Origin of the sequence: Corynebacterium nuruki S6-4, from assembly GCF_007970465.1 — a bacterium.
In the GTDB taxonomy this organism is placed as follows: domain Bacteria; phylum Actinomycetota; class Actinomycetes; order Mycobacteriales; family Mycobacteriaceae; genus Corynebacterium; species Corynebacterium nuruki.
Window position 1 is genome coordinate 1,939,424 of sequence record NZ_CP042429.1, and the last position, 25,147, is coordinate 1,964,570.

Here is a 25,147-nt window from a genome sequence, read left to right on the forward strand (position 1 = left end):
CCGCTCCCAGGAAAAGAACATACGTTCATATTTATGCGCTGGAGTCAGAGCCCAGCACTGAGTCCCTCACCCACTGGATCTCATCGGCGACCTCCTCGATGTCGTCATGCTCCCAGTAGTGAAGAGGGATCCACCCGAGATCGATGAGGGCTGCATCCTTCTCCCGGTCCCGCTCCACGTTCCGGTCCAACTTCGCCTTCCACCACCCCCTGTTGTTCTTCGGCAGACTGCCGTGGACCGGGCAGGCGTGCCAGAAACAACCGTCGACAAAGACGGCAATCTTCGCCCGGGTGAGAGCAATGTCCGGTCGTCCCGGAAGGTCCCTGTAGTTGACCCGGTACCGCATCCCCCGTCGGTACAGTTCCTTCCGCAGTGACAGTTCGGGTTTCGTGTTCCGGCTCGGCATCTTCCGCATCTCGTCACGGACATGCTCGTTGAGCGGGGTGACGGTCCGGGCAATCTGCCGATCCGGGCCACCCGCGGCGCTGTCCTTCCCGCTGCCCGTCATGCCCCGGACAGTACCCGGGTGATGCCGCGGCCCGAAGAGCGGATCCGAGAAACTCAGCCTGTCCTCCGTTACCCGTGGGACTGCGGGGACCGTCGGACCGCCGTGGCTAAACTGAGATCGTTTTCAACGGTCAACGCATCTCCTGAGGTCCGCATGTCAAACCCCCAGCTTTCCACCCTCGGCTTCGGCCCCCGGACCTTCAATGAGGTGGAGACCAAGGTGATCAATCAGGTATCACTGAACCCCGGGGTCACGGCGGTGTTCGACGATCCCTCGGGGATCCGGGTAGTCCTGCCGGCAGCGGACGCCCATGTCCGGGCGGACACAGTGCTGGTCCGTTCCAAGGAGACCGTCCCGGGTCGACTGACCCAGGAGAGCGACACCGTCGCGAAGGTACGGTTGACGCCCGCCAACGCGGATCCGGTTGAGTTCAATGCCGCAGTCGGCGACTGGTCTCTCGCAGACCCGGCCGCATCCCGGATTACGGAACTGGAGATCGGCGCCACTGCCGTGAATGCGAACATCGAGCGGATGCATGTCATCAATCTGCGAAGGAAGCGCCGAGCGGGGAGGAACGGACTGCCCGCTGTCCTCAAGCCGTCCCCGACGACAACGGAATGCCACCTGGCCGGAACAGTCGTGGCGTGGGCACTGAAGACCAACAAGCTGACGAGTGGCACCTGGTACCAGGTCCTTGTCGAGTCAGCTGTCCCGGTGACGGTCGCAGTGCCGGTGACTGTCGGAAAGATCGCGATCGGTGACTACCTCGTCTGCGACGCCGTGATGAGCGTGACCGTGGCTGGTTCGACCGAGACGGAGGTGACCGTCAACCCGGTCGAGAGCATCGACTCTGTCGAGGAAACCTGGGCGGAACAGATTTCGGACGGGAACACAGAGTCAAGCGTGCCAGCACCGGCAGTGGACCTCACCACCTCCCTCAACGAGAGGAAGCTGCTCGCGCTGGGGTTCGCCGCCGGTTCCCCCGACGCCCTGATCTCCGAGGTACGCGGCTCAAGCCAGCTGCACCGCATCTTCGGGGACGTTCACGGGGACACCGCCGAAATCCACCGGTACGAGGACCCCTCCGGTGCCGTGCTTATGCTGGTCGACGAGAAGGCCGGGGGCTTCCGAACGATCCCGCTGATCAGCGGGGACTCCGCCGACCGGCTGGAGGTGACTGCCGGGCCGTCCCACGGGGACACCACCCTGGATATCTACTCCGGGGAGGCCTCCGTCACCGGACTGCCCGCAGACAGTGACGACTACTGGTCGGCATCCGGGACCACCGAGCACCTGACACCCGGCCAGCACACCGGGGCCGGTGCGCTGGCCGTCGATGTCCGGGTCTCGGAAACAACCGGGTCCGTCCTCCGGAAGACCATCCGGGGTCAGGACGCTCGGGGCCTCGTCTGGATCAGCGGTCGCGTCATCGCCAATGAGCCCCAGCTCAATGAGCTGACAGGGCTGGAGTGGTACCGGGTGACCGTGGATGTCGGTGTCACGGTCACGGTCGCGGTACCGGAAACGGTCGACATGATCCCCGAGATCGGTACCTGGCTCCGGGGCGATGTTCGCTTCTGTGTGCAGAGCAGCGCATGGAAGACCCAGGAGAAGCACGAAGGGGAAACCATCGGGGAAGTAGTCACAGAGCAGGCTCCGGAACCTGCCCCTGCCTCCACAGCACTTGTGATCACCGATCCGGAGGTCTTCGAGGATATCGATAACATCGCTGACGAGGACGATGAGCTCGCTGATACCGACGATTCCCCGTCGGGCGCCGCGGCGCAGCCTGCCATGGAGTCGAAGGTGACCGAGACGGGGCCCGACCCGGCGCGATCCCCGGTTCCGCCTGTCTCCGACACTTCTGAGGATTCTGACTTTTCCGGAGGCACCATCGCTGACCGGGGCCCACTCCCCCGGGGCTGGCTCTTCTACGTTGAGAAGGCTCTCGGGGCCGTCCACGGAAGCCCTGACAACTGCAGTTCCCCGCATGTCACCCGGCCGTCCTGGTCGGCACCGTTCGCGGTGACCGAGGTCAGGAACACCCCCGGAGACCCGTACGTCCACACCGTCCACGTCGATCCACGGTTCCCGCTCACCGCGTCCTTCTGCGACTGTGAGGAATTCGCGGAGCACGCCTCCTGCAGTCACCTGTTCCCCGCGTTCCGGCACCTCCATGATGCTCTCGGCGAAGAGGGCCCGTCGGCGGAGGAGCTCTTCGACCGACTCGGCGCCAACCCTGTCGAGGCTTTCTTCGCGCGGTACGCGTCCGACGGGCACGCCCTGGCGCAGTTCACTGCAACAATCCAGAAGAACGGCGGGGACAGTCGGCAGGCTGTCCGGGATGTCATCACCGGCATCGCCGGCCCTCAGAACCCAGGGGCCCCGGAGGTCCGGAAGTCTGTCGACGACGCCGTTTCCAATGACCTCGACATGCTGCCGGTCCTCGGCAAGGTCACAGAGCATGTTGCAGGGAACCCGGACGACGGATCCCGGAACGACCTGTTCCGCGTCATCGATATGGTCCTCAGTCAGAAACCCACTTCTGAACTCCGGCGGTCGGCGTTGCAGGCACTGCCGACACTGTTCACCGCGTCCGATGTGCCCGAGGACGACCGAAGGTCCCTCGCCGCGCTGGTCGCTGCGCTCTTCCGTCAGGGAAATTCCGGAGACTCACTGCCGTTCCTGGTGGCAGAGGACCATCTCAGAAAGCCCGGGGTCCATGTACTTCGGTCCCTGCTCGGCAGCTGGCGGAACGAACTGTCCGCAGAATCCGGGGACGGTGCAGCCGCAGTCACCGGCGACACGCGGTTCCAACAGTTGTACCGGCTCACGGCCGAAGCCTTCGGCACCGTGCAGGAGCGTGTCGCGTCACTGCTGGAGGCCGATCCCCCGGAGCTCGCAACCGCGGTGGTTCTGCTGGAAGGTCACAGTGACCATGCGAAAGCCCTGGAAGTCCTGCAGATCCTGCTCAAGGATCTGCCAGCGAACGTGACCACCATGACCCCGTACCAGATGCCGCTGCACGATGCCCTGCAGATACTGGAAAAGTGCGGCAGAAAGCAGGGCGCCGCGAAGATCGCCCGGCGCCAGTTCCGGGAGAATCCGTGCTGGGACTCCTACGTCGATCTCGAGGACGCCAGGCGGATGTCAGGAGTGTCCGCGGTGCTCCAGGAACGGGACCGAATACTGTTCCAACTGGACAACACCGATGAACTCACCCTGGACGAGGTGGAGATCCTGGTCCGCCTCAGACTCCGGGCCCGGAAATTCGACGAGGCTCTGGCCGTCATGGAGAGTCGTGGCCTTTACGAGCGGGAGTGGGCTGCAGACACCGAGGACCTCCGGGAATTCATCCGTACCACCATCGGCGGGAACCTGCCCGACAGGATCGTCGACATTGCGTTCCAGGATGCGGAACTCGCGGCAGAGTCCGACGAATCTGTCGGCGCCGACGGCCTGAAGACCGCCGTCGGGATCCTGTCCACTGCCCGGGATGTCGCCGACCAGGTCAAGCGGGCCGAGGAGTTCGACAATGCTTTGACGACGTTCCGGAGAACACACCGGAGCAACTCCCTGTTCATGGCACTGCTCGATGCGCGAGGTCTGACCGGAAAGCGCTGACGGGCGGGCCGCACACACCGGATGTTTCAACAAGCCGCCCGCTGGAACGCGCTCGTCGAGACCTCCGCGGACCAGTTCCGTCGGTGAGCAGGGACAGACTCCTTCACCGACATCGACCAGCACGTTCTCTCATCACTGCCCCCACTCCCCTCCGCCACGCCCTAGACTCGCCGGTAGAGACATTCCGTCACACCCCGGCACCGAGGAGCCCGCCATGTCCGGCATGATCGTCACCACCACCAGCACCGTCGACGGCCACGAGGTCGCCGAGTACATCCGCGTCGTCTCCGGCGAGACCGTCGTGGGCATCAACATGTTCAAGGACATCGGCGCCGGCATCCGCAACATCGTCGGTGGACGCAGCGCCGGCTACGAGGGCGAGGTCATCAACGCCCGGGAAGCCGCACTCGGCGAGATGGTGCAACGCGCCATCGAGCTCGGCGTCGAAGGCGTGATCGGCGTGGACATGTCCTACGAGAACCTCGGCCAGGGCGGCATGATGATGGTCTGTGCCACCGGCACCGCGGTGCGCTTCAAGAACTGACCGTCACGCACTGAGCCCCGGCGCAAGGTGAAGATGGAGACCGAGCTTCGCCCCGATATTCACCAGTGCATCCAGCGAGAACTTGTCCAGTTTCCCGTTCACGAGATCGGATGTCCGTGGTTGGGTGAGTCCCAGCTCTGTGGCCGCGTGGCGCTGCGACCAGCCGTTGCGCGTGATGGTCGCGGTGATCTCCATCATCAGCATCGAGCGGACACGGAGGTTCTCCGCTTCTTCAGGGGTGTCTGCGAGGGCTTCCCAGACGTCCCGGGTGATGATCGGCTCGTCACTCATCTGTACTCCTCCATCTGCTGTTTGACCTGGGCCAACCGTCGCCCGGCCGTCTTCACGATGCCGGATGGCGTCTTCCCGGTCTTCTTGACGAACGCTGCGAGCGGAACCACATACCGGGGATCTTTCCCGAGGTAGACGTACAGGCTCCGCGCTATCCCGTCGTCGAAATGAATCCTGATTTCACGACAACCGTCGCCGATGGCCTTCATCGGCTTCCAGTCGTCCGGGTCCTCACCCTGCTGGACCTTCGACAACTGATAACCCAGCCGCTGCTGCGCACCTTGCGGCAACCTCCGGAACTCATCCAGCACTGCGGTCAACCACCACACGTCCATCCATACCCCCAAATATATCAGAATCGATATAACCCTGCGGTCCCCTCACATCCACCCACGGTAGCTGGCCGACACCGACCCCGGGTACCCCCTGAACCTCGCCCGAACCCCTGCACGCACCCTGTCAGGTCCCGCACCCCTGCAGGCCCCGCACCCCGGAGTCCACGGCGTCCCCTACGCCCGCACCTTCGGCGGCATCTTCTTCGCGAAGACCAGACCCAGGCACATCACCGCACCGAGCGCCGCGATCACCCAGCCGATGAGGTGCAGGCCGGAATCGGTCGCCACGGCGTCCGACCCGGCCGATGCCCCGCCACCGCCGAACCCGATGCTCATGCACAGTGCCACGATCACCGCGGACAGGTTCGCCGCGATGTACTGCACCGTCTTGTAGATCCCCGTCGCGGTACCGACCTTCTCCACCGAGGTCACCGTGTTGATCAGCGCCTGGTTGCCGATGTTGTTGAACCCGTTCGGCACACCCGCGACCAGCGCCACGAGCACGAGCACCCACACCGGCGTCCCGCTGTCCTCCACCAGGGCGATGAGCAGCCCGGTCGCCAGCAGGAACGCCCCGCCGACAGCCAGCGTCAGCCGCGGTCCCCGGATCGTCAGCATGCGGGAGGCGACGACCGTCGACCCCACCGAGATCAGCGCCATCGGGAACATCAGCAGGCCGGACTGCATCGCCGTGAACCCCGCCGCCTGCTCGAACCACTGCGGCAGCCCGTAGTACAGGCAGTAGAAGGCCGCGTAGGTGACCACGGTGCGGCCCAGGGTGTTCGCCAGCTGCCGGTTCGCCGCGACCGCCCGCAGGTCGATGAACGGCACCGACGCGCGCTGCATCTCCCACCAGACCCACACCGCGCCGACGACGAGGATGACCGGCACCGTCCACCACCGCGGCTCACCGGTGAGCGACAGCAGGAAGACCATCAGGGCGGTGACCGAGGCGCCGAACAGCAGCGCGCCGACGAGGTCGAGCCGGCGGACCAGGCCCATCTCGGGGCGTCCCTCCCCCTCGATGTGCGGCACCTTGAGCAGCACCCATGCCCCGGACACGGCGACGAGCAGGACGTTGATCCACAGGGTGGACTGCCAGCCCGCCACCCCGACGAGCAGGCCGCCGAGGGTCGGCCCCACCGCACTCATCGACTGGCCGCAGACCGTCAGGGTGGAGATCGCCGAGGTGGTGCGGTACCGGTGCCGGCGGGCCAGCACGCGGACGACGGTCATGGCGTTCGGCATCTGGGCGGCCACACCGATACCGATGAGCAGGCGTCCTGCGACGAGGACGCCGAGGGTCGGGGCCAGTGCCCCCAGCACCGACCCGACGAGCACGATACCCAGGCCGGCGACGTACACCCGGCGCGCACCGAAGACCACACCGAGCACCCCGGCCATCGGCGAGACGATGGCGGTGGCGATGTAGAACGCGGAGAGAACCCACGAGACCTCGGAGCCCGCCCCGAAGTGGCTGCCGATGGAGACGATCGCCACGGCGATCATCGAGGAGTTCAGTGCCTGCAGCATCACCCCGGTGCCGAGGCCGAGCCGGACGGCTGCAGGGACGTCCAGGCGCGGCGGTGCGGCAGGAGCGACAGGGGCGCTGCCCGCGGCAGACGCGGCAGGCACAGCAGCAGAGCGCTCAGGTTGTTCGGGGTGATCTGGCTGGTCGGACGACGGCTCGGGGGTACTCACGTACCCCCACCTTAGACCCCGGTCAGATGTTCGCCATGAACTGGTACATGTTGCCCTGGTCGAAGGCGGCCCGGTGCCAGGTGTCCCAGGCGTGCGCGCCGATGAGGTCGTACTTGAACTGGATGTTCGTCCGGCCGGCGAGCAGTGCCCGCGCCTGGAACTCCCCGGTCATCACCAGCGACCCGGCCTCGTAGGGCCCGCCCTTCACCACGGTGGCGATGGGGTCCGGTCCCATGTCCCCGGCGAAGTTCGGGATTCCGGACGAGGCGCTGACCAGCACCGGCATGGTGAGGTTGTCGATGTTGAGCGTCGGATTGTTCGCCGCCCGCTGCCCTTCATCGGCCCACGGGACACCTTCCATGTTGTTGTTCGCCATGGCGGTGCCGTCGGTGACCACGCGCTGCACCGGCATGCCCGGATCGTAGAGCCCGGACAGGGCGTACACGGAGCTGTAGATGTCGTTGTGCTTGGCCGCGAGGTTCATCGCCCCGTACGCGCCGGAGCTCAGACCGGTGACTCCGGTGGTGCCGCGCCCGCCGTTCGGCACGCCGAAGGCGTCCTGCAGGTACTGGGGCAGTTCGGCGGTCATGAAGGTCTCGAACTGCTTGCCGCGGTCACCGGCCCAGTCCTGGACCCAGGTGAAGGGGTCCATGGCGGGGAAGACGAGCGTGGCGTCCTCGTTGGCGAGGGCGGGCAGCGCGCCGCCGGCGGTGACCCAGCCGTTGACGTCCCCGGAGTCCGCGCCATCGATGAACTGGGCGACCTTCGGGTTGCCGGGGGTCAGCGACGGCCGGACGACGACCTGGATGTCACGGTCCATCGACGGCGAGTACACGGCGCAGTTCAGCGCGCCAGTGTCCGCGAAGGGGGCGCAGCCGGGCGGCGGGCCGGGGGCGGGTTCGTCGGCGAGGGCGCTCGGGGCGACGGCGAGGGACGCCGCGATGCCCGCCGCGCTGACGATTCCGACGGCGCGGGCGCGGTGTGCGCTCGGCCGACGGTGGCGGCCGACGTAGGCGCGACCGGTACGGGTGATGTGTTGTGACATGGGAAACCTCCGGGCGCGACGCTAGCAAGCCGGTGACCGGGAACGCGAGAAAATCCGGGTCCCGGTGCCGAACTGACAGCGGGCGTTCGACTCACCGGCCCCAGTTGTTACCACACGGCACCATCTGTCACAGTGTCGGGCGCCGCTGCGTCACACTCAGCTACCCTCGGGCGCCATGAAGTTCCGTCAGATCGATCTTCCGGTGGATGACCCGTCCGGATGGACCTCATGGATGGCCCGGGAACTGGGACTGCCACCGCACCCCGTCATGCCGGACGCCGTCGTCGTCGGCTGGTCCACCCTGCGCTTCCGGTACATGCCCTCCGCCGATAGTGCCGCTGATGCCGGTGATGCCGGTGGCGCCGGTGATGGCGGTGGCGCTGCCGCCGGTGGCGCTGCCGGGCCGGCGGGAACTGCAGGAGCTGCCGAGCCAGAGGTGAAGCGCGGCCACCACATCGCCTTCGCCATCCCCACCGGCACCGTCGACGACTACGCCGCCGCCTTCGGTACCGACATCGTCGACCGGCCCGGCGGCCCGTTCGCTATGCGGTCGGTGTACCTCACCGGGCCGGAGAACTCCGTCCTCGAACTTGTCGAGCACGAACACCGGCCCGCCGACGTCGGCGTCCCCACCGGTGCTACCGGTGCTGCCGGTGCTGCCGGTGCCGGCCCACAGCTGCTGGGCGTCGTCGAAGTCGGCCTGGGTGTGCCGGATGTCCGCGCCGCCGGGGATGCCCTGGCCGCGCACTACGGTGACCGGCTCCCGCACGGTTTCGGCGACCCGGACCGGCGGATCATCGCGGCCTACGGGGACATCGACGGCGCGGTCATCCTCACCGTCGACGACCGGCCCTGGTTCCCCACCGAGGACACCTTCCCGGTGACGACCCGCCCCCGCATCCTCGTCGCGGCATAGCCCGGCACCGGGTGAACGGCGGATACTTACTCCCCCAGCACCGTCCGGACCCCGGCAGCGGTGCTGCCGAGTGCAGTATCCGGCGTTCACCGGGCGGCGGCAGCGCAGCTGTGTGGCGTCGCCCGCGCTGCCGGCAGGCCAGGTGTTCGGTCGGCAGGCCAGGTGTTCGGTCGGCAGGCCAGGTGTTCGTGTGGCAGGCCAAAACGGTGCTCTGACCCGTCTTCGGCGCCGTTTTGGCCTGCCGCTGTGACAGTTGCGCTGCCGGCAGGGGCCCGGGACCCGGACGCCTTCAGTTCGGGTCACGTGCCATCAGTTACGGTCGCACGCAGCCCTGATCACCGACACGGAGTGAAGGCAGCTGACCGGAAGTGAAGGCAGGGGCGGGGCGGGGCGACGGGGGCGCCTGCAACAGCGGCACCTCCAGCAGCGACGACGAGAAGGCGGACGGCGACACCGACAGTGCCTGCAGCGGCGACGACAACAGCAGCGACGGCAACACCGGCGGCATCAGCGCGACCAGAGCCGCCGCAAACGCCACAAACGCCACAAACGCCACAAACTCCGCAATCACAGAAATCACAGAATCCCGGACATGTAATTAGTGAAGTAATACTATCTCCGCATGACGATCCTCCGGAGGCTGACCCGCTCAGCGACCCTCACCGCCCTGTCCGCCTCGACCGCCGCCGCCATCGCGGCGTCCTGCCTGGTCCCCACCGCCACCGCCGACCCTGTCGACCGCTCCTCCCTCCCGCTGCAGACGCAGCTGCTGGGCGGGATGTGGGACAACGTCCGCCCCCTCATCGACCGCGACAGCCTCGGCGACGACCAGGACTTCTACACCGCCCCCGAGGGCACCGACCTGCAGTCCCTCGCCCCCGGCACGGTGCTGAAGGAACGCACCGTCCCCTACCACGTCGCCGGCATCGAGATCCCGCTCACCGCCGTCCAGATCCTGTACACCACCACCAACGCCCGCGGCGAGATCGAACCCAACGTCACCTCCGTCATCGCCCCGCCGGACGGGAAGGGCGACGGCAATGTCGTCGCCTACCAGTCCGCCTATGACTCGGCGAACCCGAAGGACAACCCGTCGCGCATCATCGCCGGCAACATGACCCTCGGCGGCATCATCCCCACCGCCGAGACCACGATCCTCGCCCCCGCCCTGCTCGCCGGCCACCCCGTCGTCCTCGCCGACACCGAAGGCGCGGGCGCGAACTTCGCCGCCGGACCCGTCTACGGCCGTGCCACCCTCGACTCACTGCGTGCCGCGGGCGCGGCCGCATCCTCCCCGGTCAACGACACGGACCACATCGGCTTCCTCGGCTACTCCGGCGGCTCCATCGCCAGTGGCTGGGCCGCCGCACTCATGCCCTCCTACGCCCCCGAGCTCACCGACCGCACCGTGGGTGTGACCGAGGGCGGTGTGCTGGTCAACCCCGTCAGCAACCTGACCTACGCCGGCGACGGGATCATCTGGTCCGGCGTGGTCGGGTTCGCCCTGACCACCCTCGCCCGCACCTACGGCATCGACATCGACCAGTACCTCACCGACTACGGCGTGACGGTCCTGCAGGACCTGTCGAATCTGTCGATCGTCGAGGCCGCCGCCCGCTACCCGGGCCTGCACTGGAGTGACCTGGCGAAGCCGGAGTACCCGACGCCGGAATCCGCCCCCGAGGTCAAGAAGGTCATCGACGAGATCAACCTCGGCAACTCCGGGACGCCGCAGGTGCCGATGTTCATGGGCCAGGCCACCGGCGGGTTCTGGGAGGGGACGCCGAACACCGGTTCCCAGGGCCAGGGTGACGGCATCATGGTCGCCGGCGACGTGCGGTCGATCGCCCGGCAGTACTGCGACGACGGCGCCGACATCACCTACCACGAGTACCAGCTGCTCAGCCACACCATGGGGATGGTGCCGTGGATCGCCGAAGCGCTGCCGTGGCTTCAGGGCCGCTTCGACGGCGCCGCGGTAACGAACAACTGCGGCAACATCCTGCCCGGCAACGAACTGTAGAGAAGACAAGAGAGAACAGACGACATCCTCGACAGCCTGTCCCGCTCCGGCGCTCCGACCGCGGCGGCGAAACTGCGGAGATGACCGGTCACTCCGCCGCGCGGGGGCGCGTCCAGGCGGCGGTCGGCAGGGTGACGGCGACGGGGATGAGCAGCACCGCGACGACAATGGAGACCACCGGGAAGCTGCTCACCGCCATCAGCGGTCCGGCGGCGAAGGCCCCGGCGGCGCTGACGAGGTTCGAGGAGGCGTCCAGCCCGCCCTGGGCGGTGGCGCGGTGGTCCTCGGTGAGGGCCTGACTGAATGTCGCCGAGCCCGCCACGTTGACGAACGACCAGCCGAGCCCCAGCAGGAACAGGGCCACCACCACCCCGGCGGTGCTGTCGGACGCCACCCCGGCGACGACGAGTGAGGCCACCAGCACCACCACGCCCGTCACCACGGCCGGACGCGGCCCCCGCCGGTCGGTGAGCTGGCCGACCACCGGCGCCAGGGCGTACATGCCGAGGATGTGCAGGCTGATCGTGATGCCCACGAGCGTCACCGAGTCGCCACGGTGGGACATGTGGACGGGTGTCATCGTCATGACGACGACCATGACGACCTGGGCGATGACGACCGCACCGGCGGCGGCCCGGGCCCGCCGGTTGGTCCGTACCTCCGCCAGCAGCAGGCGGACCCGCGGGAATCTGCGGCGGGTGGCGGCCTCCTTCACGACGGGTCCGGACGCCGTGTGCCCGGCCAGCGGATCGGGACGCAGCCACAGGAAGATCACGAGTCCGGCCAGGGCGAGACAGACCGCGGCGATGAGGAAGGCACCGGCGAACACCGTCAGTCCGGTGGCGCGGTGCAGTGCCTGGCCGGGCAGGCCGAGGTTCGGGCCGAGGACGTTGCCGAGCGTGCCGACCCACACGACCAGGGAGAGGGCGCGGGCCCGGTCCGCCGGCCGTGCCCGGTCGGTGGCGGCGAAGCGGGACTGCAGGCTGGTGGCCTGGCCGGCACCGATGAGCAGCAATCCGAGGAACATCGGGACGACGAGGGACCACTGGGCGGCGGCGACGAGGACCGCGGCGCCGGCGGCGGAGACCCACCAGCCGGAGGCGAGGGCGGTGCGGCGTCCCCACCGGGCGGCGGTGGCGCCGAGCGGGATGCCGAGCAGGGCGGCGCCGAGGGTGCTGGCGGTGCGGGCGAGTCCGGACCACACCTCGCTGTCGGTGACCTCGGTGGCGAGCAGGATGCCGATGGAGGGGGCGATGCCCACCCCGACGGTGCCGATGACCTGTGAGACGGCGAGGACGGCGAGGGTGCGGCGCTGAATGTCGTGTCCGGTGTCTGTCATCCCCTGCTCATCCGCTGTCACTACATTTGTCATGAAAATCAGTATAGGGGACACAGCGGCGGGGGCGCTGCCGTGATGCTGCCGCTCGGACATGACCCGTGAAAAACCGGTCCGGTCCGGGGGCGCCGACACACTCGGTGCCCCCGGACCGGACCGGTTTTTCACGCAGCCCCGTCACAGAACAGGTGGAAGGACAGGACGCCTAGAAGTGGCGTCCCACGTGGGCCTCTTCCCGCATGGTCTGCACCATGTGCGGGTAGTGCAGTTCGAAGGCCGGACGCTCCGACCGGATCTTCGGCATGGTGGCGAAGTTGTGCGCCGGCGGCGGGCAGCTGGTGGCCCACTCCAGGGAGTTTCCGTAACCCCACGGATCATCGACGGTCACGACCTCGCCGTAGCGCCAGGAGCTGAACACGTTCCAGATGAACGGCAGGACCGAAATGCCCAGGACCAGGGCACCGATCGTGGAGACCTGGTTCAGTGCGGTGAAGCCGTCGGAATCCAGGTAGTCGGCGTAGCGGCGCGGCATACCCATGTTGCCCAGCCAGTGCTGCACCAGGAAGGTCATGTGGAAACCGATGAAGGTCAGCCAGAAGTGCCAGGTGGCGAGACGCTCATTGAGCATCCGGCCGGTCATCTTCGGGAACCAGAAGTACACGCCGGCGTAGGAGGCGAAGACCACCGTGCCGAACAGCGTGTAGTGGAAGTGCGCGACCACGAAGTAGGTGTCCGTCAGGTGGAAGTCCAGCCCCGGTGCGGCGAGCATGATGCCGGTCAGACCACCGAACAGGAAGGTCGCGAAGAACCCGAGCGCGAACTTCATCGGCGACTCGAAGGTGATCCGGCCCTTCCACATCGTGCCGAGCCAGTTGAAGAACTTCATGCCGGTCGGCACCGAGATCAGGAAGGTCATGAAGGAGAAGAACGGCAGCAGCACCGCACCGGTGGCGAACATGTGGTGCGCCCACACCGTCATCGACAGGGCCGCGATCGACAGGGTGGCGAAGATCAGCCCGACGTAACCGAACATCGGCTTGCGACTGAAGACCGGGAAGATCTCCGAGACGATGCCGAAGAACGGCAGCGCCAGGACGTAGACCTCGGGGTGGCCGAAGAACCAGAACAGGTGCTGCCACAGGATCGCCCCGCCGTTGGCCGGGTCGAAGATGTGCCCGCCGAGCAGCCGGTCGTAGAGGACGCCGAGGGCGGCGGAGGTCAGCATCGGGAAGATCAGCAGCGCGATGAGGGAGGTGACCAGGATGTTCCAGGTGAAGATCGGCATCCGGAACATCGTCATGCCCGGGGCCCGCAGGCACAGGATCGTGGTCATGAGGTTCACCGCGGAGGCGATGGTCCCCACACCGGTCAGACCCACACCGACGATCCACAGGTTCGAGCCGACGCCCGGCGAGTGGATGGCGTCCGCCAGCGGCATGTACATCGTCCAGCCGAAGTCAGCCGCACCGCCCGGGGTGAGGAACCCGGACAGCATGATGATGCCGCCCATGGTCGTGATCCAGAATCCGAAGGCGTTGAGCCGGGGGAAGGCGACGTCAGGCGCGCCGATCTGCAGCGGCATGACGTAGTTGGCGAACCCCCAGATCACGGGGGTGCCGTAGAGCAGGAGCATCACGGTGCCGTGCATCGTGAACAGCTGGTTGAACTGCTCGTTCGAGAGGAACTGCAGACCCGGGTGGAACAGCTCCACCCGGATCAGCAGTGCCATGAGACCTCCCAGGAAGAAGAAACAGAAGGCCATCACGATGTACATGATGCCGAGCTTCTTGTGGTCGGTCGTGACGATCATGTCCCATGCATGTCCGCCCTTACGGGACTGTCCGCCGTGCGGGGCGGGTCGGGCGGGAAGAGTTGTCTGCCTCTTCGGAGCTACTGCGGTCATGCTCCTGACGGTAGGGCCGCCGGATCTGCGCTGGTAGGACCGTGATTGTTATGGGGTGATCGGTGACAGTTATGGCTGCGGGGCGGCGTCCGGCAGGAACGGGCAGGAACAGACAGGAACGGGCAGGAACCGGCCGAGTCAGTCGGCGAGCCGGGCGGCGAGGGCGTCGAAGTACAGGGAATCGGCGGAACCCGGATCCCACACCATCTCGTTGAACATCTCGGCGTAGGTGCCGTCGGCGCGCACGATCCGGCGCACCGGGACGCCCTCGGGGACGTTGCGTTCCGGCAGCACCACCGAGCCCATCCCCTTGTCCACCCAGCTCAGCAGGGTGCTGCAGTTGGCGACCTCCACCTCGGAGTGCTTCACCGTCAGGCCGTCCTCGGTGAACAGGCTCTCCACGCTGCGGGTGATGCCGCAGCCGTTGCGGGACAGGATCAGCTCCCGGTCGGCGAGATCCGCGACGGGGATGGGCTCACTGCCGCCGGCGTCGTCGACGAGCACGAGGAAATCGGCGTTGAGCAGGTGGTGACTGTAGGTCGGCAGCAGGCCGAGGGCGGGGACGATGATCATGTCGAGGACGCCGACCTGCAGGTACTCCTCCAGCTGGTCGAGTTCGGTCTCCAGCAGGGTGGCGTCCCGCCCCGGGCTGAGCGGGTCGGGACCGTAGATGGTGGAGCGCAGCCGGGTGACCAGGTCCTTCTCGATCTGCGGGGAGGTGCCGATGCGGATCGTGCCCTTGCCGGCGGTGGCGAACGCCTCCGCCTCCGATTCGATCCGGTCGACGTCGGTGACGGTCTGGTGGATGCGCGGGAGGACGGCGTCGCCGAAGGCGGTGGCGGAGGTGCCGCGGGGGTTGCGGAGGAAGAGCCGGCCGCCGAGGTGGTCCTCGAGTTTCGCGATGGACGAGGACAGGGCCGGCTGGGTGACGCCGAAGCGACGGGCGGCGGAACTGAAGGACCCGGCATCGGCGACGGCGTCCGCGTACCGCAGCGATTCAAGGGTGAGGCGACCATTCATGATGCTTCTAGGGTAATGCGCTGACCACTACCGTCGGAACGGGGGTATAACCGTCGATGATGGAGTGAATGGCTCCCGCTATGCACCGTCTCGCATCCGTCTCGCATTCCGCCGCACGCCCGGTCCCTCACCCGCCGGTCAACTGCTCCCAGAGCCGCACGTCGAACCGGGTCCCGGCCGTCGCCGCCATGTGCCGCACCGCATTGTCGAGCTTCGACCGCCACGTCCACACCGCACGGCCCGCATCACCGTTGACCAGGGCGGCCACGATCTGCCGGTCATCGGCGAGGATGCGCCGCACCGCCGGTGAATAGTCCAGCTGCAGCACGGAGATGAACATCTGCAGCCGCAGCGTGAGGGCGTGGAAGGTGCGGGCGGACTGCACCAGACCGCTGGCGTCCGCCACCTCCTGCTGGAAGTACAGGTCCGCCTGGTCGACCTCCCGCACGTCCCCGCTCTCCCCCGCGGCCTCCAGCCGCCGCAGTGCGGTCTGCACCCCCAGCATCCGGTACCGGGGACGCCCTGCGCAGGCCCGCAGCAGCAGCGATCCGACCTGCAGGCGCGCGGCGTAGAGGTCCACGATGTCCACCCCGGTCACCTGCGGCAGCCAGTAGACACCGCCCCGGGAATCCAGCAGGCCGTCGTCGGCGAGCCGGCGCAGTGCCGCCCGGGCGGTCGCCTGGGTGATGCCGAGGTGGGAGGCGAGCAGGGTGCTCGTCAGCCGGTCCCCGGACCGGTAGCCGGCGTCCATGATCTCCTTGCGCAGCGCGACGGCGACCTGTTCCGCCGGGGACATCACACTGTGCCCCGGTCCCTGCAGTGCACTGTTGCGGACCGCCGCGGGAGGGGGGAATGTCGTCACCGGGGCACGGTCTGAGTCAGAATTACGGTCAGTTCCTGAGCGATGCGAAACATCCCGGAAACGTTCCGGACTGTCACCGGGCCTGTCGCCGTACCTGTCACGGCGCCGCCGACGACGGTGCCAGTCGAGGCCGTGCAGCCCCCGCCCGGCCCGGACCGACAGGGCCGCGAGCAGTTCCCCGGGAATCGCGTCGACCGAGCGTGCGCAGGAACCGAGCAGCCGGGAGACCTGGTCGAGGAAGCTCTGCCACGACTGCTGACCGGGCTCCCACACCACCCGGACCTCCTCGGCCGCCAGATTCTGTCCGGCCGCCGCGTCCCCCTCCCCGACCGGCCCCTCCGTCGCCCACGCCGCCGCCCCGGAGACCCACAGGGCCGCCATCAGTGAGGTGGCGCGGCGCTCGAAGGCACGTTTCTCGCCGGGGACGTCCACGCCCCCGGCGGCGAATTCGACGGTGATGTGGGGGTGCCCGACGACGAAGGCGGTGATGCGCAGGTCACCGTGCCCCGGCACCTCCTCCCCCGCCGCCGCCCCGCGGATCCGCCGCATCGACCGGCTGACCAGCGGCTGACTCAGGCCGGTCATGAGGGCGACCCGGCGGGTGGAGTACTCCCGGCTGCCGACCCGCGGTCCGGCACCGGCGAGGACGCCGGCCACGATCTCGTCCGCCTGCTCCTGCATCCGCGGCCGGCCCCGGCCGGACTGGCCGGACTGGCCGGACTGGCCGGACTGGCCCGCTCCCCCGGCGCGGCCCGCACCGCCGGCCGCCTGAGTTTCCGGTGTGTGACCGGTCGGCATGCGCCTCCACCTTCCTGCCGGGATCTTTCTGACTCATTATGACCAGAACTCCGCACCGCCGGCTACCCGATCCGCGACAACCGACCCCACACTGGCCGACAACACAGTCAAGACAGAAGAGAGGCGAGGTCACCCGTGACGACAGCATCAGGATCCCCCACCAACATCAGCTCCACCGATCTCGCCGCCCTGGCGGACCAGGCCACCGCCAAGGTGACCACCTGGCTGACCGCCGCCCGCGCCGACAGCACCCACGCGAAGAACACCGGAGCGGCCAAGCGCCTCGCCGCCGTACTCTCCGACCCGAACGGCCTCGACTTCACCGTCGGATTCGTCGACCGGGTCGTGCGGACCGAGGACCGGGACGCCGCCGCCACCGCCCTCGCCGACCTCGGGGAGATCACCCCGAAGACCCTGTCCTGGCTCGACCGGGCCCAGATCCGGGCCGGCGCCACCCTCGCCACGACCCTGCCGCAGATCGTCATCCCCGTGGCGAAGAACCGGATCCGCTCCATGGTCGGCCACATGATCGTCGACGCCAACGACCGGCCGCTGGGCAAGGCCGTCGCCGAGCTCACCGCCGGTGGCCACCGGCTCAACATCAACCTGCTCGGCGAGGCCGTACTCGGTGAGGAGGAGGCCGACCACCACCTCGCCGAGACCCGGCGCCTCGTCAGCCGCCCCGATGTCGACTACGTGTCGATCAAGGCCTCCTCCGTGGCGTCCCAGATCAACCTGTGGGGCTACGACGAGACCGTCGACTACATCGTCGAGCGCCTCACCCCGCTGTACATCGAGGCGGCGAAGGCGCCGCAGGGCTCCAAGTTCATCAACCTCGACATGGAGGAGTACCGCGACCTGCGGCTCACCATCGACGTCTTCAAGCGGCTGCTCAGCCTGCCGGAGACGAAGGACCTCGAGGCCGGCATCGTGCTGCAGGCCTACCTGCCGGACGCCCTCGGCGCGATGCAGGAACTCTCCGCCTTCGGCGCCGCCCGCGTGGCCGACGGCGGCGCGGGCATCAAGGTACGCCTGGTCAAGGGCGCGAACCTGGCGATGGAGACCGTCCACGCCGAGATGCAGGGCTGGCCCAACGTCACCTGCGCCTCCAAGCAGGCCACCGACGCGAACTACAAGCGGGTGCTGCACTGGGCCTTCGACCGGGAGAACCTCGCCGGCCTGCGGCTGGGCGTGGCCGGCCACAACCTGTTCGACATCGCCTTCGCCCACACCCTGTCGGTGCAGCGCGGCGTGGCCGACCGGGTCGAGTTCGAGATGCTGCAGGGCATGGCCAACGACCAGGCCGAGGCCGTGAGCAAGGATGTCGGCCAGCTGCTGCTCTACGTCCCGGCGGTGCGTCCCGCCGAATTCGACGTGGCCGTGTCCTACCTGGTGCGGCGGCTCGAGGAGAACTCGGCGAACGTGAACTTCATGTCGGGTGTGTTCGACATCGCCCCGGGCAACGACATCTTCCGCCGCGAGGAGAAGCGCTTCCGCGCCTCACTGGCCGACCTGGAGGTGCTGCTCGCCGAGTACGGCTACAGTGCCCCGGAACCGAACCAGCGGCAGGACCGCTCCACCGAGACCCTGCCGGAGACCGGGGTCGACGACTACATCGCCGCCCCGCTGCCCGCCTTCGCCAACGAGCCGGACACCAACCCGGCCCTGCCCGCCAACCAGGCGTGGGCCGCCGAGGCGATCACCCGCTCGACCGGTGACGGCTTCCTCGACAGTCTCGCCGCCCCCGAATCCGTGACGGACGCCGACATCGACCCGCTGGTCGCCTCGGTCACCGCCGCGGCGTCCGACTGGGCCGCCCGCCCCGCCCACGAGCGTGCCGCGGTGCTCTACCGTGCCGCGGACATCCTGGCGTCCCGCCGCGGCCACCTCATCTCCGTCGCCGCCGCCGAGGTCGGCAAGTCGGTCCAGCAGGCCGACGTGGAGATCTCCGAGGCCATCGACTTCGCCCGCTACTACGCGCACGGTGCCGAAGCCCTGGCGGAAGTCCGCAACGCCACCTTCACCCCGGACCGGGTCGTGCTCGTCACCCCGCCGTGGAACTTCCCGCTGGCCATCCCCGCCGGCGGCACCTTCGCCGCCCTCGCCGCGGGTGCCGGCGTGATCCACAAGCCGTCGAAGCCCACCCCGCACTGCTCCATGGCGATCCTCGAGGCACTGTGGGACGCCGGGGTGCCGCGCGACCTGCTGCGCGGCGTGTACCCCGCCGAGCGTCCGGTCGGGAAGACACTGGTCAGCCACCCCGGCATCGACCGTGTCATCCTCACCGGCTCCTCGGAGACCGCCGCCATGTTCAGCTCGTGGCGGCCCGGCCTGCAGATCAACGGCGAGACCTCCGGCAAGAACGCCGTCATCGTCACCCCCTCGGCCGACCGTGACCTCGCGGTCGCCGACATCATCCAGTCCGCGTTCGGGCACGCCGGGCAGAAATGTTCGGCGTCCTCCCTGGCGATCCTCGTCGGCTCGGTCTACGAGTCGGAGCGATTCCTGCGGCAGCTGGTGGACGCGGCGTCCTCGATGATCGTCGACTGGCCGACGAACCTGCGGGCGACGATGGGGCCGCTGACCGAGCTGCCGTCGGACAAGCTGCAGCGTGCGCTGACCACCCTGGAGCCCGGCGAGAAGTGGCTGGTGGAGCCGAAGTCGCTCGACAACACCGGCCGGCTGTGGTCCCCGGGCATCCGCGCGGACGTGAAGCCCGGCTCCTTCTTCCACCTCACCGAGGTCTTCGGGCCGGTGCTCGGCCTGATGCGTGCGGAGACCCTGGAGGAGGCCATCGAGCTGCAGAACCAGACCGATTTCGGCCTCACCGGCGGCATCCACTCCCTCGACGCCGCCGAGGTGCGGCAGTGGGTGGACAAGGTGCGTGTCGGCAACGCCTACGTCAACCGCGGGATCACCGGTGCGATCGTGCAGCGGCAGTCCTTCGGCGGCTGGAAGAAGTCGTCGGTCGGCCTGGGGTCGAAGGCCGGCGGCCCGAACTACGTCATGCTCATGGGCTCCTGGTCGGACGCGGTCACCAAGCCCGTCGAGATCGGCGTGACCACCGGATCCGGCGAGGTGGACGCCTTCCTCGGCGCCCTGTCCCACGGTGAGCACGCCCTGTCGGCCGAGGACCTGGCCTGGTTGACCACCGCCGCCGTCGATGACGCCGCCGCCTGGTCCGCCGAGTTCGGCACCCCGCGTGACCTCACCGGGCTGGAGTCCGAGGCGAACATCTTCCGGTACCGCCCGGCCCAGGTCGTGCTACGCGTCAGTGCGGACGCCGTGCCCCGCGAGGTCGCCCGGGTGCTCGCCGCCGCCCACCGTGCGGACGCAGCGGTGCAGGTCATCGTCGATCCCGGCGTGTCCGAGACCGTCTCCGCGGTGCTCGCCGCGGGCAGTGGGCTGGGCTTCCCGGTCAGCACCCTCGACGACGCGACCTTCGCCGCGCAGCTCGCCCTCGGTGCCCTCGACGACGACGCCTCCGCCCGGGTCCGCTACGTCGGCTCCGTGCCGGACGCGACCCACGAGCAGCTCGCCGGACGCCCCGAGGTCGCACTCCTCGACGACGACGTCACCGCGTCGGGCCGGGTCGAGCTGCGGTTCTGGCTGAAGGAGCAGGCGCTGGCGATGACGCTGCACCGCTTCGGTAACCCCGCCCCCGCGTTCCACGCGCTGGCCACCGAGCTGAAGGGGTAGGTTCCCCGGTCCCCCCGGTTCCCCGGTTCCCCACCGGGGCCGCTCCCGTGACGCGCGTCCCCGACGACTCTGCACCGACTGCTGATGCTCCGTCTCCTCGAACGACTGCTCCGTCGCCCAGGTGTACCTCCGCCACCATTCGGATCGGTTGTCCGCCCGCGTCTTCTGCCGGAGCGTCACCACCGCAGCGGCGATACCCACCGCCGCGACCAGGATCTGCACCAGCCGCAACCACTGATCCGCCCCCATCGTCCCCCACCTTCTGTCGTCTCCCGCGTCCGCTCGGCTCACCGGTGGGCCGGGCATGTCTCCCGGGAGACGTCACAGGTGTGCGTCGACCGGTTGGTTTCCGGGGCCCGGACCAACCGGTCGTGACGCACCTGGCGGGAGACCGCCGGTTGACCGCCGGACGGTGGTCCGGAGGCTGTTCCGCCACCCTCAGGCGGTCAACCCGGCCCGTCAGTGCCCGTCAGTGCTGCGCGGGGACGCCCGCGCCCGCTACGCCTTCACGTTCTGGTCGGTCGGCCGGATCATCACCGTGTCGACGTCCATGTGCGCCGGCCGGTCCGCGACCCAGCGCACCGTCTCGGCGATGTCCCCGGCCGACAGGTTCAGCTTGTCGGCGTAGACCGCGTCGGCCTTCGCGGCGTCCCGCAGGCGGTTGAGGCTGAAGTCGGTCTTCACCCGGCCCGGGTCGATCTGGCAGACGCGCACGCCGGCGTCGGCGAACTCGATGCGCATGACCTCGCTCAGGGCGGTCTCGCCGTACTTCGCGGCGTTGTAGCCGGCGCCGCCGCGGTAGCCCCAGCGGCCGGCGACGGAGACGATGTTGATGACCTGCGGGGCGGGGGTCCGGGTGAGCTCGCCGAACAGGGCCTGGGTGACCTGGAGGGTGCCGAGCACGTTCGCCTCGTACATCCACCGCCAGTCGTCGATGTCGCCGTCGAGCACCGAGTCCATGCCACGGGCACCGCCGGCATTGTTGACCAGCAGGTCAGCACCGCCGAGGTCGTGGACGGCGGTGGCGAGGGCGTCCACCGACCCCCGGTCGGTGACGTCGACGGGCACGACGTGGGTGGTGGCGTCCGGCGCGGCGGCGGCGATGCGGTCGGCGACCTCGGCGAGCTTCTCCGGACGACGCGCGGCGAGGACGACATCCCAGCCGTCGACGGCGAGAGCGGTGGCGGTGGCTTCGCCGATGCCGGCGGAGGCGCCGGTGACGACGGCGAGGCGGGTGCGGCCAGTGGTGTTGTCGGTGATGTTTTCTGCAGCAGTCATGTGGGCGATCGTACCGAACCGGCCCTGTCCGCCCGCTAGGATCAGGGACCATGAGCAGCTTCGAGAGCACCCTGGCGGACCTGAGGGCCCGCACCACCCGGCGGAAGAACGTCGCGCTGACCCGGGCGCAGATCGAGCGGCCGGTGCTGGCGGGGAAGGTCATCCGGCGGGTCACCGGGGGCGGGTCGAAGAAGAAGGGCGCCCATGCTCCCGCGCAGGACGCCGCCCCGACCGCCCCCGTCGTCCTGACCCGCACCAACGGCATCGAGGCGGCCAAGCGGGCCGCCGGCGTCCCGGCCGGGCACTGACCGGCACTGACCGGGCACTGACCGGGCACTGACCGGGCACTGAGCGCTACCGACAGGCCGGGTTGACCGCCTGAGGGTGGCGGAACCCCCTCCGAACCACCCTCCGGCGGTCACCCGGCAGTCTCCCGCCAGGTGCGTCACGACCGGTTGGTCCGCGCCCCGGAAACCAACCGGTGGACGCACACCCGCGGGTGTCGTCGACCTACGGCCGCGGCACGAGGTAGCGTCCCGCACCCGGCACCAGCTCGACCTCCATCGGCAGCGGTGCGAAGCAGTCCCCGTCGGCGTAGCCGTTGATGTGCTGCCCGCCGCGGTCGGTCATCTCGATGCGCACCTTCTTCGCCCGGTAGGTGTTCACACCCGTCTCCTCGACGAAGCTGCCGTCGAAGATCTTGATGAACTTGAACGCGGCCCGCGCCCGGTTCATCCGCTCCAGGACGGTGATGTCGAGGATCCCGTCGTGGTGGTCGGCGTCCGGACAGATGAGCATGCCGCCGCCGTAGCTCTTCGTGTTGCCCATCGCCACCAGCGTCATGTTCTCCTCCAGCACCCGCTCCTCCGGCGTCCCCGGATCAAGGACGAGCCGGGTGGGGATGGAGTGGAAGTTGAGGAATTCGGCGACGATGGAGATGTTGTAGCGCATCTGCCCCTTCGGCCAGACGATCCGGTTCGTCCGGTCGCTGACCAGCGAGTCGAAACCGGCGCAGGCGATGGTGCCGAACCAGTGCTCGTCACCGGCGTCGTTACGCATGATGCCCAGGTCGGTGGTGGTGTAGAAACCGCGGGCGATGACGTCGGCCGCCCGGCGCGCGTGGGTGGGGATGCCGTATTCGCGGGCGTGGTCGTTGCCGGTGCCCGCGGGGATGATGCCGAGCGGGACGCCCGACCCGGCCTGTTCCTGCAGGGCGAGGTTGATCAGTCCGTCGCCGCCGCACACCACCAGGGCGTCCACCTCCGGGTCGGCGACCATCTGGCCGGCCAGTTCCCGGGCGCCGTCGGGGTCGGCGCCCTGGATGGTGAGCACGTCGATGCCGTGGTCGGCGAAGCGGTCGCGGGCGATTTCGGCGGCGAGCCCGGCGCGTCCCTTCCCGGCGTGCGGGTTGGTGAGCAGGGCGACGCGCTGCAGGTCGACGGTGCCGACCTCGTAGGTGCTGTTCTCTACCGCGGCTGTCGCCGCCGCTGTCTTCTCAGCCATCAGGACGCCCCTCCCCGGTCGGCGGCCACCAGTGTGCCCGGGTTCATGATGCCGGCGGGGTCGAGCCGGGCCTTCACGGCCTGCAGCACCGCCACGCCCAGCTCCCCGATCTCGGCGGCCATGAACGGCCGGTGGTCGTGGCCGACGGCGTGGTGGTGGGTGACGGTTCCGCCGTGGGTGGTCAGTGCGGTGGTCACGGCCGTCTTCGCCGCCCGCCACTGGGCGACCGGGTCGCCCTGCTGGGCGGCGACGACCGTGAAGTACAGTGAGCAGCCCTCCGGGTACACGTGGGAGATGTGGCACATGATCAGCGCCATCGTGCCCGACTCGTTGAGGGACGCCGCCAGGGCCTCCCCCACCGCCTTCTTCAGTCGCGGCACATTCGCCCAGTCGGTGGCGGTCTCGAGGGTCTCGCACAGCGCGCCGGCGTCCAGCAGCGAGTCGCGGAGGACGGGGGCGTTGAAGCGGCCCTGTTCCCAGGCGCGGGCGGGTGCCTCGCCGCGGCTCTTCCCGCCGAGGGAGAGGATGAGGTCGCGGGTCTCCCGGTGGCGGGCGGCGGTGTGCTCGGCGGTGCCCTCGAAGACGGTGATGCACAGGCAGCCGGGCGGGGCGGTGGATTCGCCGGCCTTGTCGCCGGAGGAGAGGTTGATCGAGGACTCGATCTCGTCGGACAGCCGGATGACGGTCGGTCCGGTGCCGGTCTGGACGACGGCGCGCAGGGCGGCGGCGCCGGTGGCGAAGTCGGGGAAGGTGAAGGCCTCGTAGCGTTTCGTCTCCGGCACGGGGTGGACCCGCAGCCGGACCCGGGTGACCACACCGAAGGCGCCTTCCGAACCCATGACGAGTTCGCGGAGGTCGGGGCCGGCGGCGGAGGCCGGGGCCGCCTGACCGGCCTGCAGGACGCCGCCCGGGGTCACCAGGGTCAGTTCGCGCACCATGTCGTCGAAGCGGCCGTAGCCGGCCGAGTCCTGGCCGGAGGAGCGGGTCACCGCGTAGCCGCCGATCGTGGCATAGGGGAACGACTGGGGGTAGTGGCCGATCTGCAGTCCGTGTGCGGCGAGTGCGAGTTCGGCGGCGGGGCCGGACAGTCCGGCCCCTAGGGTGGCGAGTCCGGAGACCGGGTCGACGTCGGTGACCTCGTCGAAGCGGACGAGGTCGAGACTGACCACGCCGCGGAAGGTGTGGCCGGCGTCCGCGGTGTAGGGGGTGAGGCCGCCGACGACGGAGGTGCCGCCGCCGAACGGGACGACGGCGATGTCGCGGGTGGTGCAGTGCTGCAGGATCTGCAGGACCTCGTCGTCGGTGGCGGGGGCGAGGACGGCGTCCGGCGCGGTGATCTCGGAACCCTCCGCCCCGGACCGCCATTCCAGCAGGTCAAGGGAGGATTTACCGCGGGACCGGGGGGCGCGCTGGGCGTCGGCGGTGGTGACGTGGCCGTCGCCGACGATACGGCGGAAGGCCGCCAGGTCCTCCTCCGGCAGCCGCGGGGCGGTGAGGTGGAGCCGGTCGACGGGCACGTCCTTCGCCGGGACCGCACCGTCGTCGACGACACCCATGAGGCTCGACAGCATCTTCCGGGTCGATTCCCCCAGCGGCTTCGCCTCGTCGACCGTCCCCCACAGATTGAACTTCATCGGCGGCAGCGGCACACCCCGGTCGGTGCTCGTCTCGGTACTCATGGTGAGTCAGGATACCGGGGTACCGGACGCCGGGAGGCCGGTTCACACGATCGGCTCCATTGGTTCTCCCGGCCGGGTCGCG

19 protein-coding genes are annotated in these 25,147 nt (G+C 68.9%); 6 read left to right on the top strand and 13 right to left on the bottom strand.

Going from position 1 to position 25,147, the window contains the following annotated elements; genetic code table 11:
• Positions 1-31 precede the first annotated feature (31 nt).
• Positions 32-508 (bottom strand): very short patch repair endonuclease, encoded by a 477-nt coding sequence (locus FSW06_RS08700; RefSeq protein ID WP_010121390.1) that lies wholly within the window; start codon positions 506-508, stop codon positions 32-34.
• A gap of 153 nt (positions 509-661) precedes the next feature.
• Here FSW06_RS08700 and FSW06_RS08705 point away from each other — a divergent pair, with 153 nt between their 5' ends.
• A complete protein-coding gene (locus FSW06_RS08705) occupies positions 662-4,132 on the top strand; it encodes a hypothetical protein (RefSeq protein ID WP_010121392.1) in 3,471 nt (1,156 codons plus the stop codon).
• A gap of 223 nt (positions 4,133-4,355) precedes the next feature.
• Positions 4,356-4,676 carry a YbjQ family protein gene (locus FSW06_RS08710; RefSeq protein WP_029449828.1) on the top strand — a complete coding sequence of 107 codons (321 nt, stop codon included), beginning with the start codon at positions 4,356-4,358 and terminating at the stop codon, positions 4,674-4,676.
• A gap of 3 nt (positions 4,677-4,679) precedes the next feature.
• Here the strand turns inward: FSW06_RS08710 and FSW06_RS08715 are convergent, their stop codons facing one another.
• From FSW06_RS08715 to FSW06_RS08730, 4 genes are all read right to left on the bottom strand, one after another.
• A complete protein-coding gene (locus FSW06_RS08715) occupies positions 4,680-4,967 on the bottom strand; it encodes a helix-turn-helix domain-containing protein (protein ID WP_010121397.1) in 288 nt (95 codons plus the stop codon).
• On the bottom strand, positions 4,964-5,278 hold the full coding sequence (locus FSW06_RS08720; RefSeq protein ID WP_158005223.1) for a type II toxin-antitoxin system RelE/ParE family toxin: 315 nt from the start codon (positions 5,276-5,278) through the stop codon (positions 4,964-4,966). The genes FSW06_RS08715 and FSW06_RS08720 overlap by 4 nt, the downstream gene beginning before the upstream one ends.
• A gap of 198 nt (positions 5,279-5,476) precedes the next feature.
• Positions 5,477-6,835 (bottom strand): MFS transporter, encoded by a 1,359-nt coding sequence (locus FSW06_RS08725; protein ID WP_010121402.1) that lies wholly within the window; start codon positions 6,833-6,835, stop codon positions 5,477-5,479.
• Between the two features lie 190 nt (positions 6,836-7,025).
• Complete coding sequence (locus tag FSW06_RS08730) at positions 7,026-8,048, bottom strand: alpha/beta hydrolase-fold protein (RefSeq protein ID WP_010121403.1); 1,023 nt, start codon at positions 8,046-8,048, stop codon at positions 7,026-7,028.
• 175 nt (positions 8,049-8,223) lie between these two features.
• Here FSW06_RS08730 and FSW06_RS08735 point away from each other — a divergent pair, with 175 nt between their 5' ends.
• On the top strand, positions 8,224-8,964 hold the full coding sequence (locus tag FSW06_RS08735; protein ID WP_010121405.1) for a hypothetical protein: 741 nt from the start codon (positions 8,224-8,226) through the stop codon (positions 8,962-8,964).
• A 313-nt stretch (positions 8,965-9,277) separates the two neighbouring features.
• Here FSW06_RS08735 and FSW06_RS14525 read toward each other — a convergent pair whose 3' ends face one another.
• Positions 9,278-9,535: a hypothetical protein gene (locus FSW06_RS14525; RefSeq protein WP_010121406.1), complete on the bottom strand. Its 258-nt coding sequence runs from the start codon at positions 9,533-9,535 to the stop codon at positions 9,278-9,280.
• A gap of 51 nt (positions 9,536-9,586) precedes the next feature.
• Here FSW06_RS14525 and FSW06_RS08745 point away from each other — a divergent pair, with 51 nt between their 5' ends.
• Positions 9,587-10,987 (top strand): lipase family protein, encoded by a 1,401-nt coding sequence (locus FSW06_RS08745; protein ID WP_010121408.1) that lies wholly within the window; start codon positions 9,587-9,589, stop codon positions 10,985-10,987.
• An 88-nt stretch (positions 10,988-11,075) separates the two neighbouring features.
• On the opposite strand, the gene FSW06_RS08750 is transcribed toward FSW06_RS08745, so the two are convergent.
• The 4 genes from FSW06_RS08750 to FSW06_RS08765 all read right to left on the bottom strand — a co-directional run bounded on the left by FSW06_RS08750 (position 11,076) and on the right by FSW06_RS08765 (position 16,906).
• Entirely contained in the window at positions 11,076-12,326 is a 1,251-nt protein-coding gene (locus tag FSW06_RS08750) for an MFS transporter (protein ID WP_010121410.1), read from the bottom strand.
• A gap of 202 nt (positions 12,327-12,528) precedes the next feature.
• Positions 12,529-14,226 (bottom strand): aa3-type cytochrome oxidase subunit I, encoded by a 1,698-nt coding sequence (gene ctaD / locus FSW06_RS08755; protein ID WP_029449841.1) that lies wholly within the window; start codon positions 14,224-14,226, stop codon positions 12,529-12,531.
• 138 nt (positions 14,227-14,364) lie between these two features.
• Positions 14,365-15,246: a LysR family transcriptional regulator gene (locus FSW06_RS08760; protein ID WP_010121413.1), complete on the bottom strand. Its 882-nt coding sequence runs from the start codon at positions 15,244-15,246 to the stop codon at positions 14,365-14,367.
• Between the two features lie 127 nt (positions 15,247-15,373).
• Positions 15,374-16,906, bottom strand: coding sequence for a GntR family transcriptional regulator (locus FSW06_RS08765; protein WP_010121414.1), 1,533 nt, complete (start codon positions 16,904-16,906; stop codon positions 15,374-15,376).
• Positions 16,907-17,041: 135 nt separating this feature from the next.
• On the opposite strand from FSW06_RS08765, the gene FSW06_RS08770 reads away from it, so the two are divergent.
• A complete protein-coding gene (locus tag FSW06_RS08770; RefSeq protein ID WP_010121415.1) occupies positions 17,042-20,605 on the top strand; it encodes a proline dehydrogenase family protein in 3,564 nt (1,187 codons plus the stop codon).
• A 498-nt stretch (positions 20,606-21,103) separates the two neighbouring features.
• Here the strand turns inward: FSW06_RS08770 and FSW06_RS08775 are convergent, their stop codons facing one another.
• Complete coding sequence (locus FSW06_RS08775) at positions 21,104-21,883, bottom strand: SDR family oxidoreductase (protein ID WP_010121416.1); 780 nt, start codon at positions 21,881-21,883, stop codon at positions 21,104-21,106.
• Between the two features lie 50 nt (positions 21,884-21,933).
• Here FSW06_RS08775 and FSW06_RS08780 point away from each other — a divergent pair, with 50 nt between their 5' ends.
• Positions 21,934-22,191 (top strand): hypothetical protein, encoded by a 258-nt coding sequence (locus FSW06_RS08780; RefSeq protein ID WP_010121417.1) that lies wholly within the window; start codon positions 21,934-21,936, stop codon positions 22,189-22,191.
• 202 nt (positions 22,192-22,393) lie between these two features.
• Here FSW06_RS08780 and FSW06_RS08785 read toward each other — a convergent pair whose 3' ends face one another.
• Both FSW06_RS08785 and FSW06_RS08790 read right to left on the bottom strand, forming a co-directional pair.
• Positions 22,394-23,386 (bottom strand): diacylglycerol kinase, encoded by a 993-nt coding sequence (locus tag FSW06_RS08785; protein WP_010121418.1) that lies wholly within the window; start codon positions 23,384-23,386, stop codon positions 22,394-22,396.
• On the bottom strand, positions 23,386-25,065 hold the full coding sequence (locus FSW06_RS08790) for an FAD-binding oxidoreductase (RefSeq protein ID WP_010121419.1): 1,680 nt from the start codon (positions 25,063-25,065) through the stop codon (positions 23,386-23,388). Before FSW06_RS08790 ends, FSW06_RS08785 begins: the two co-directional genes overlap by 1 nt.
• Between the last annotated feature and the right edge of the window lie 82 nt (positions 25,066-25,147).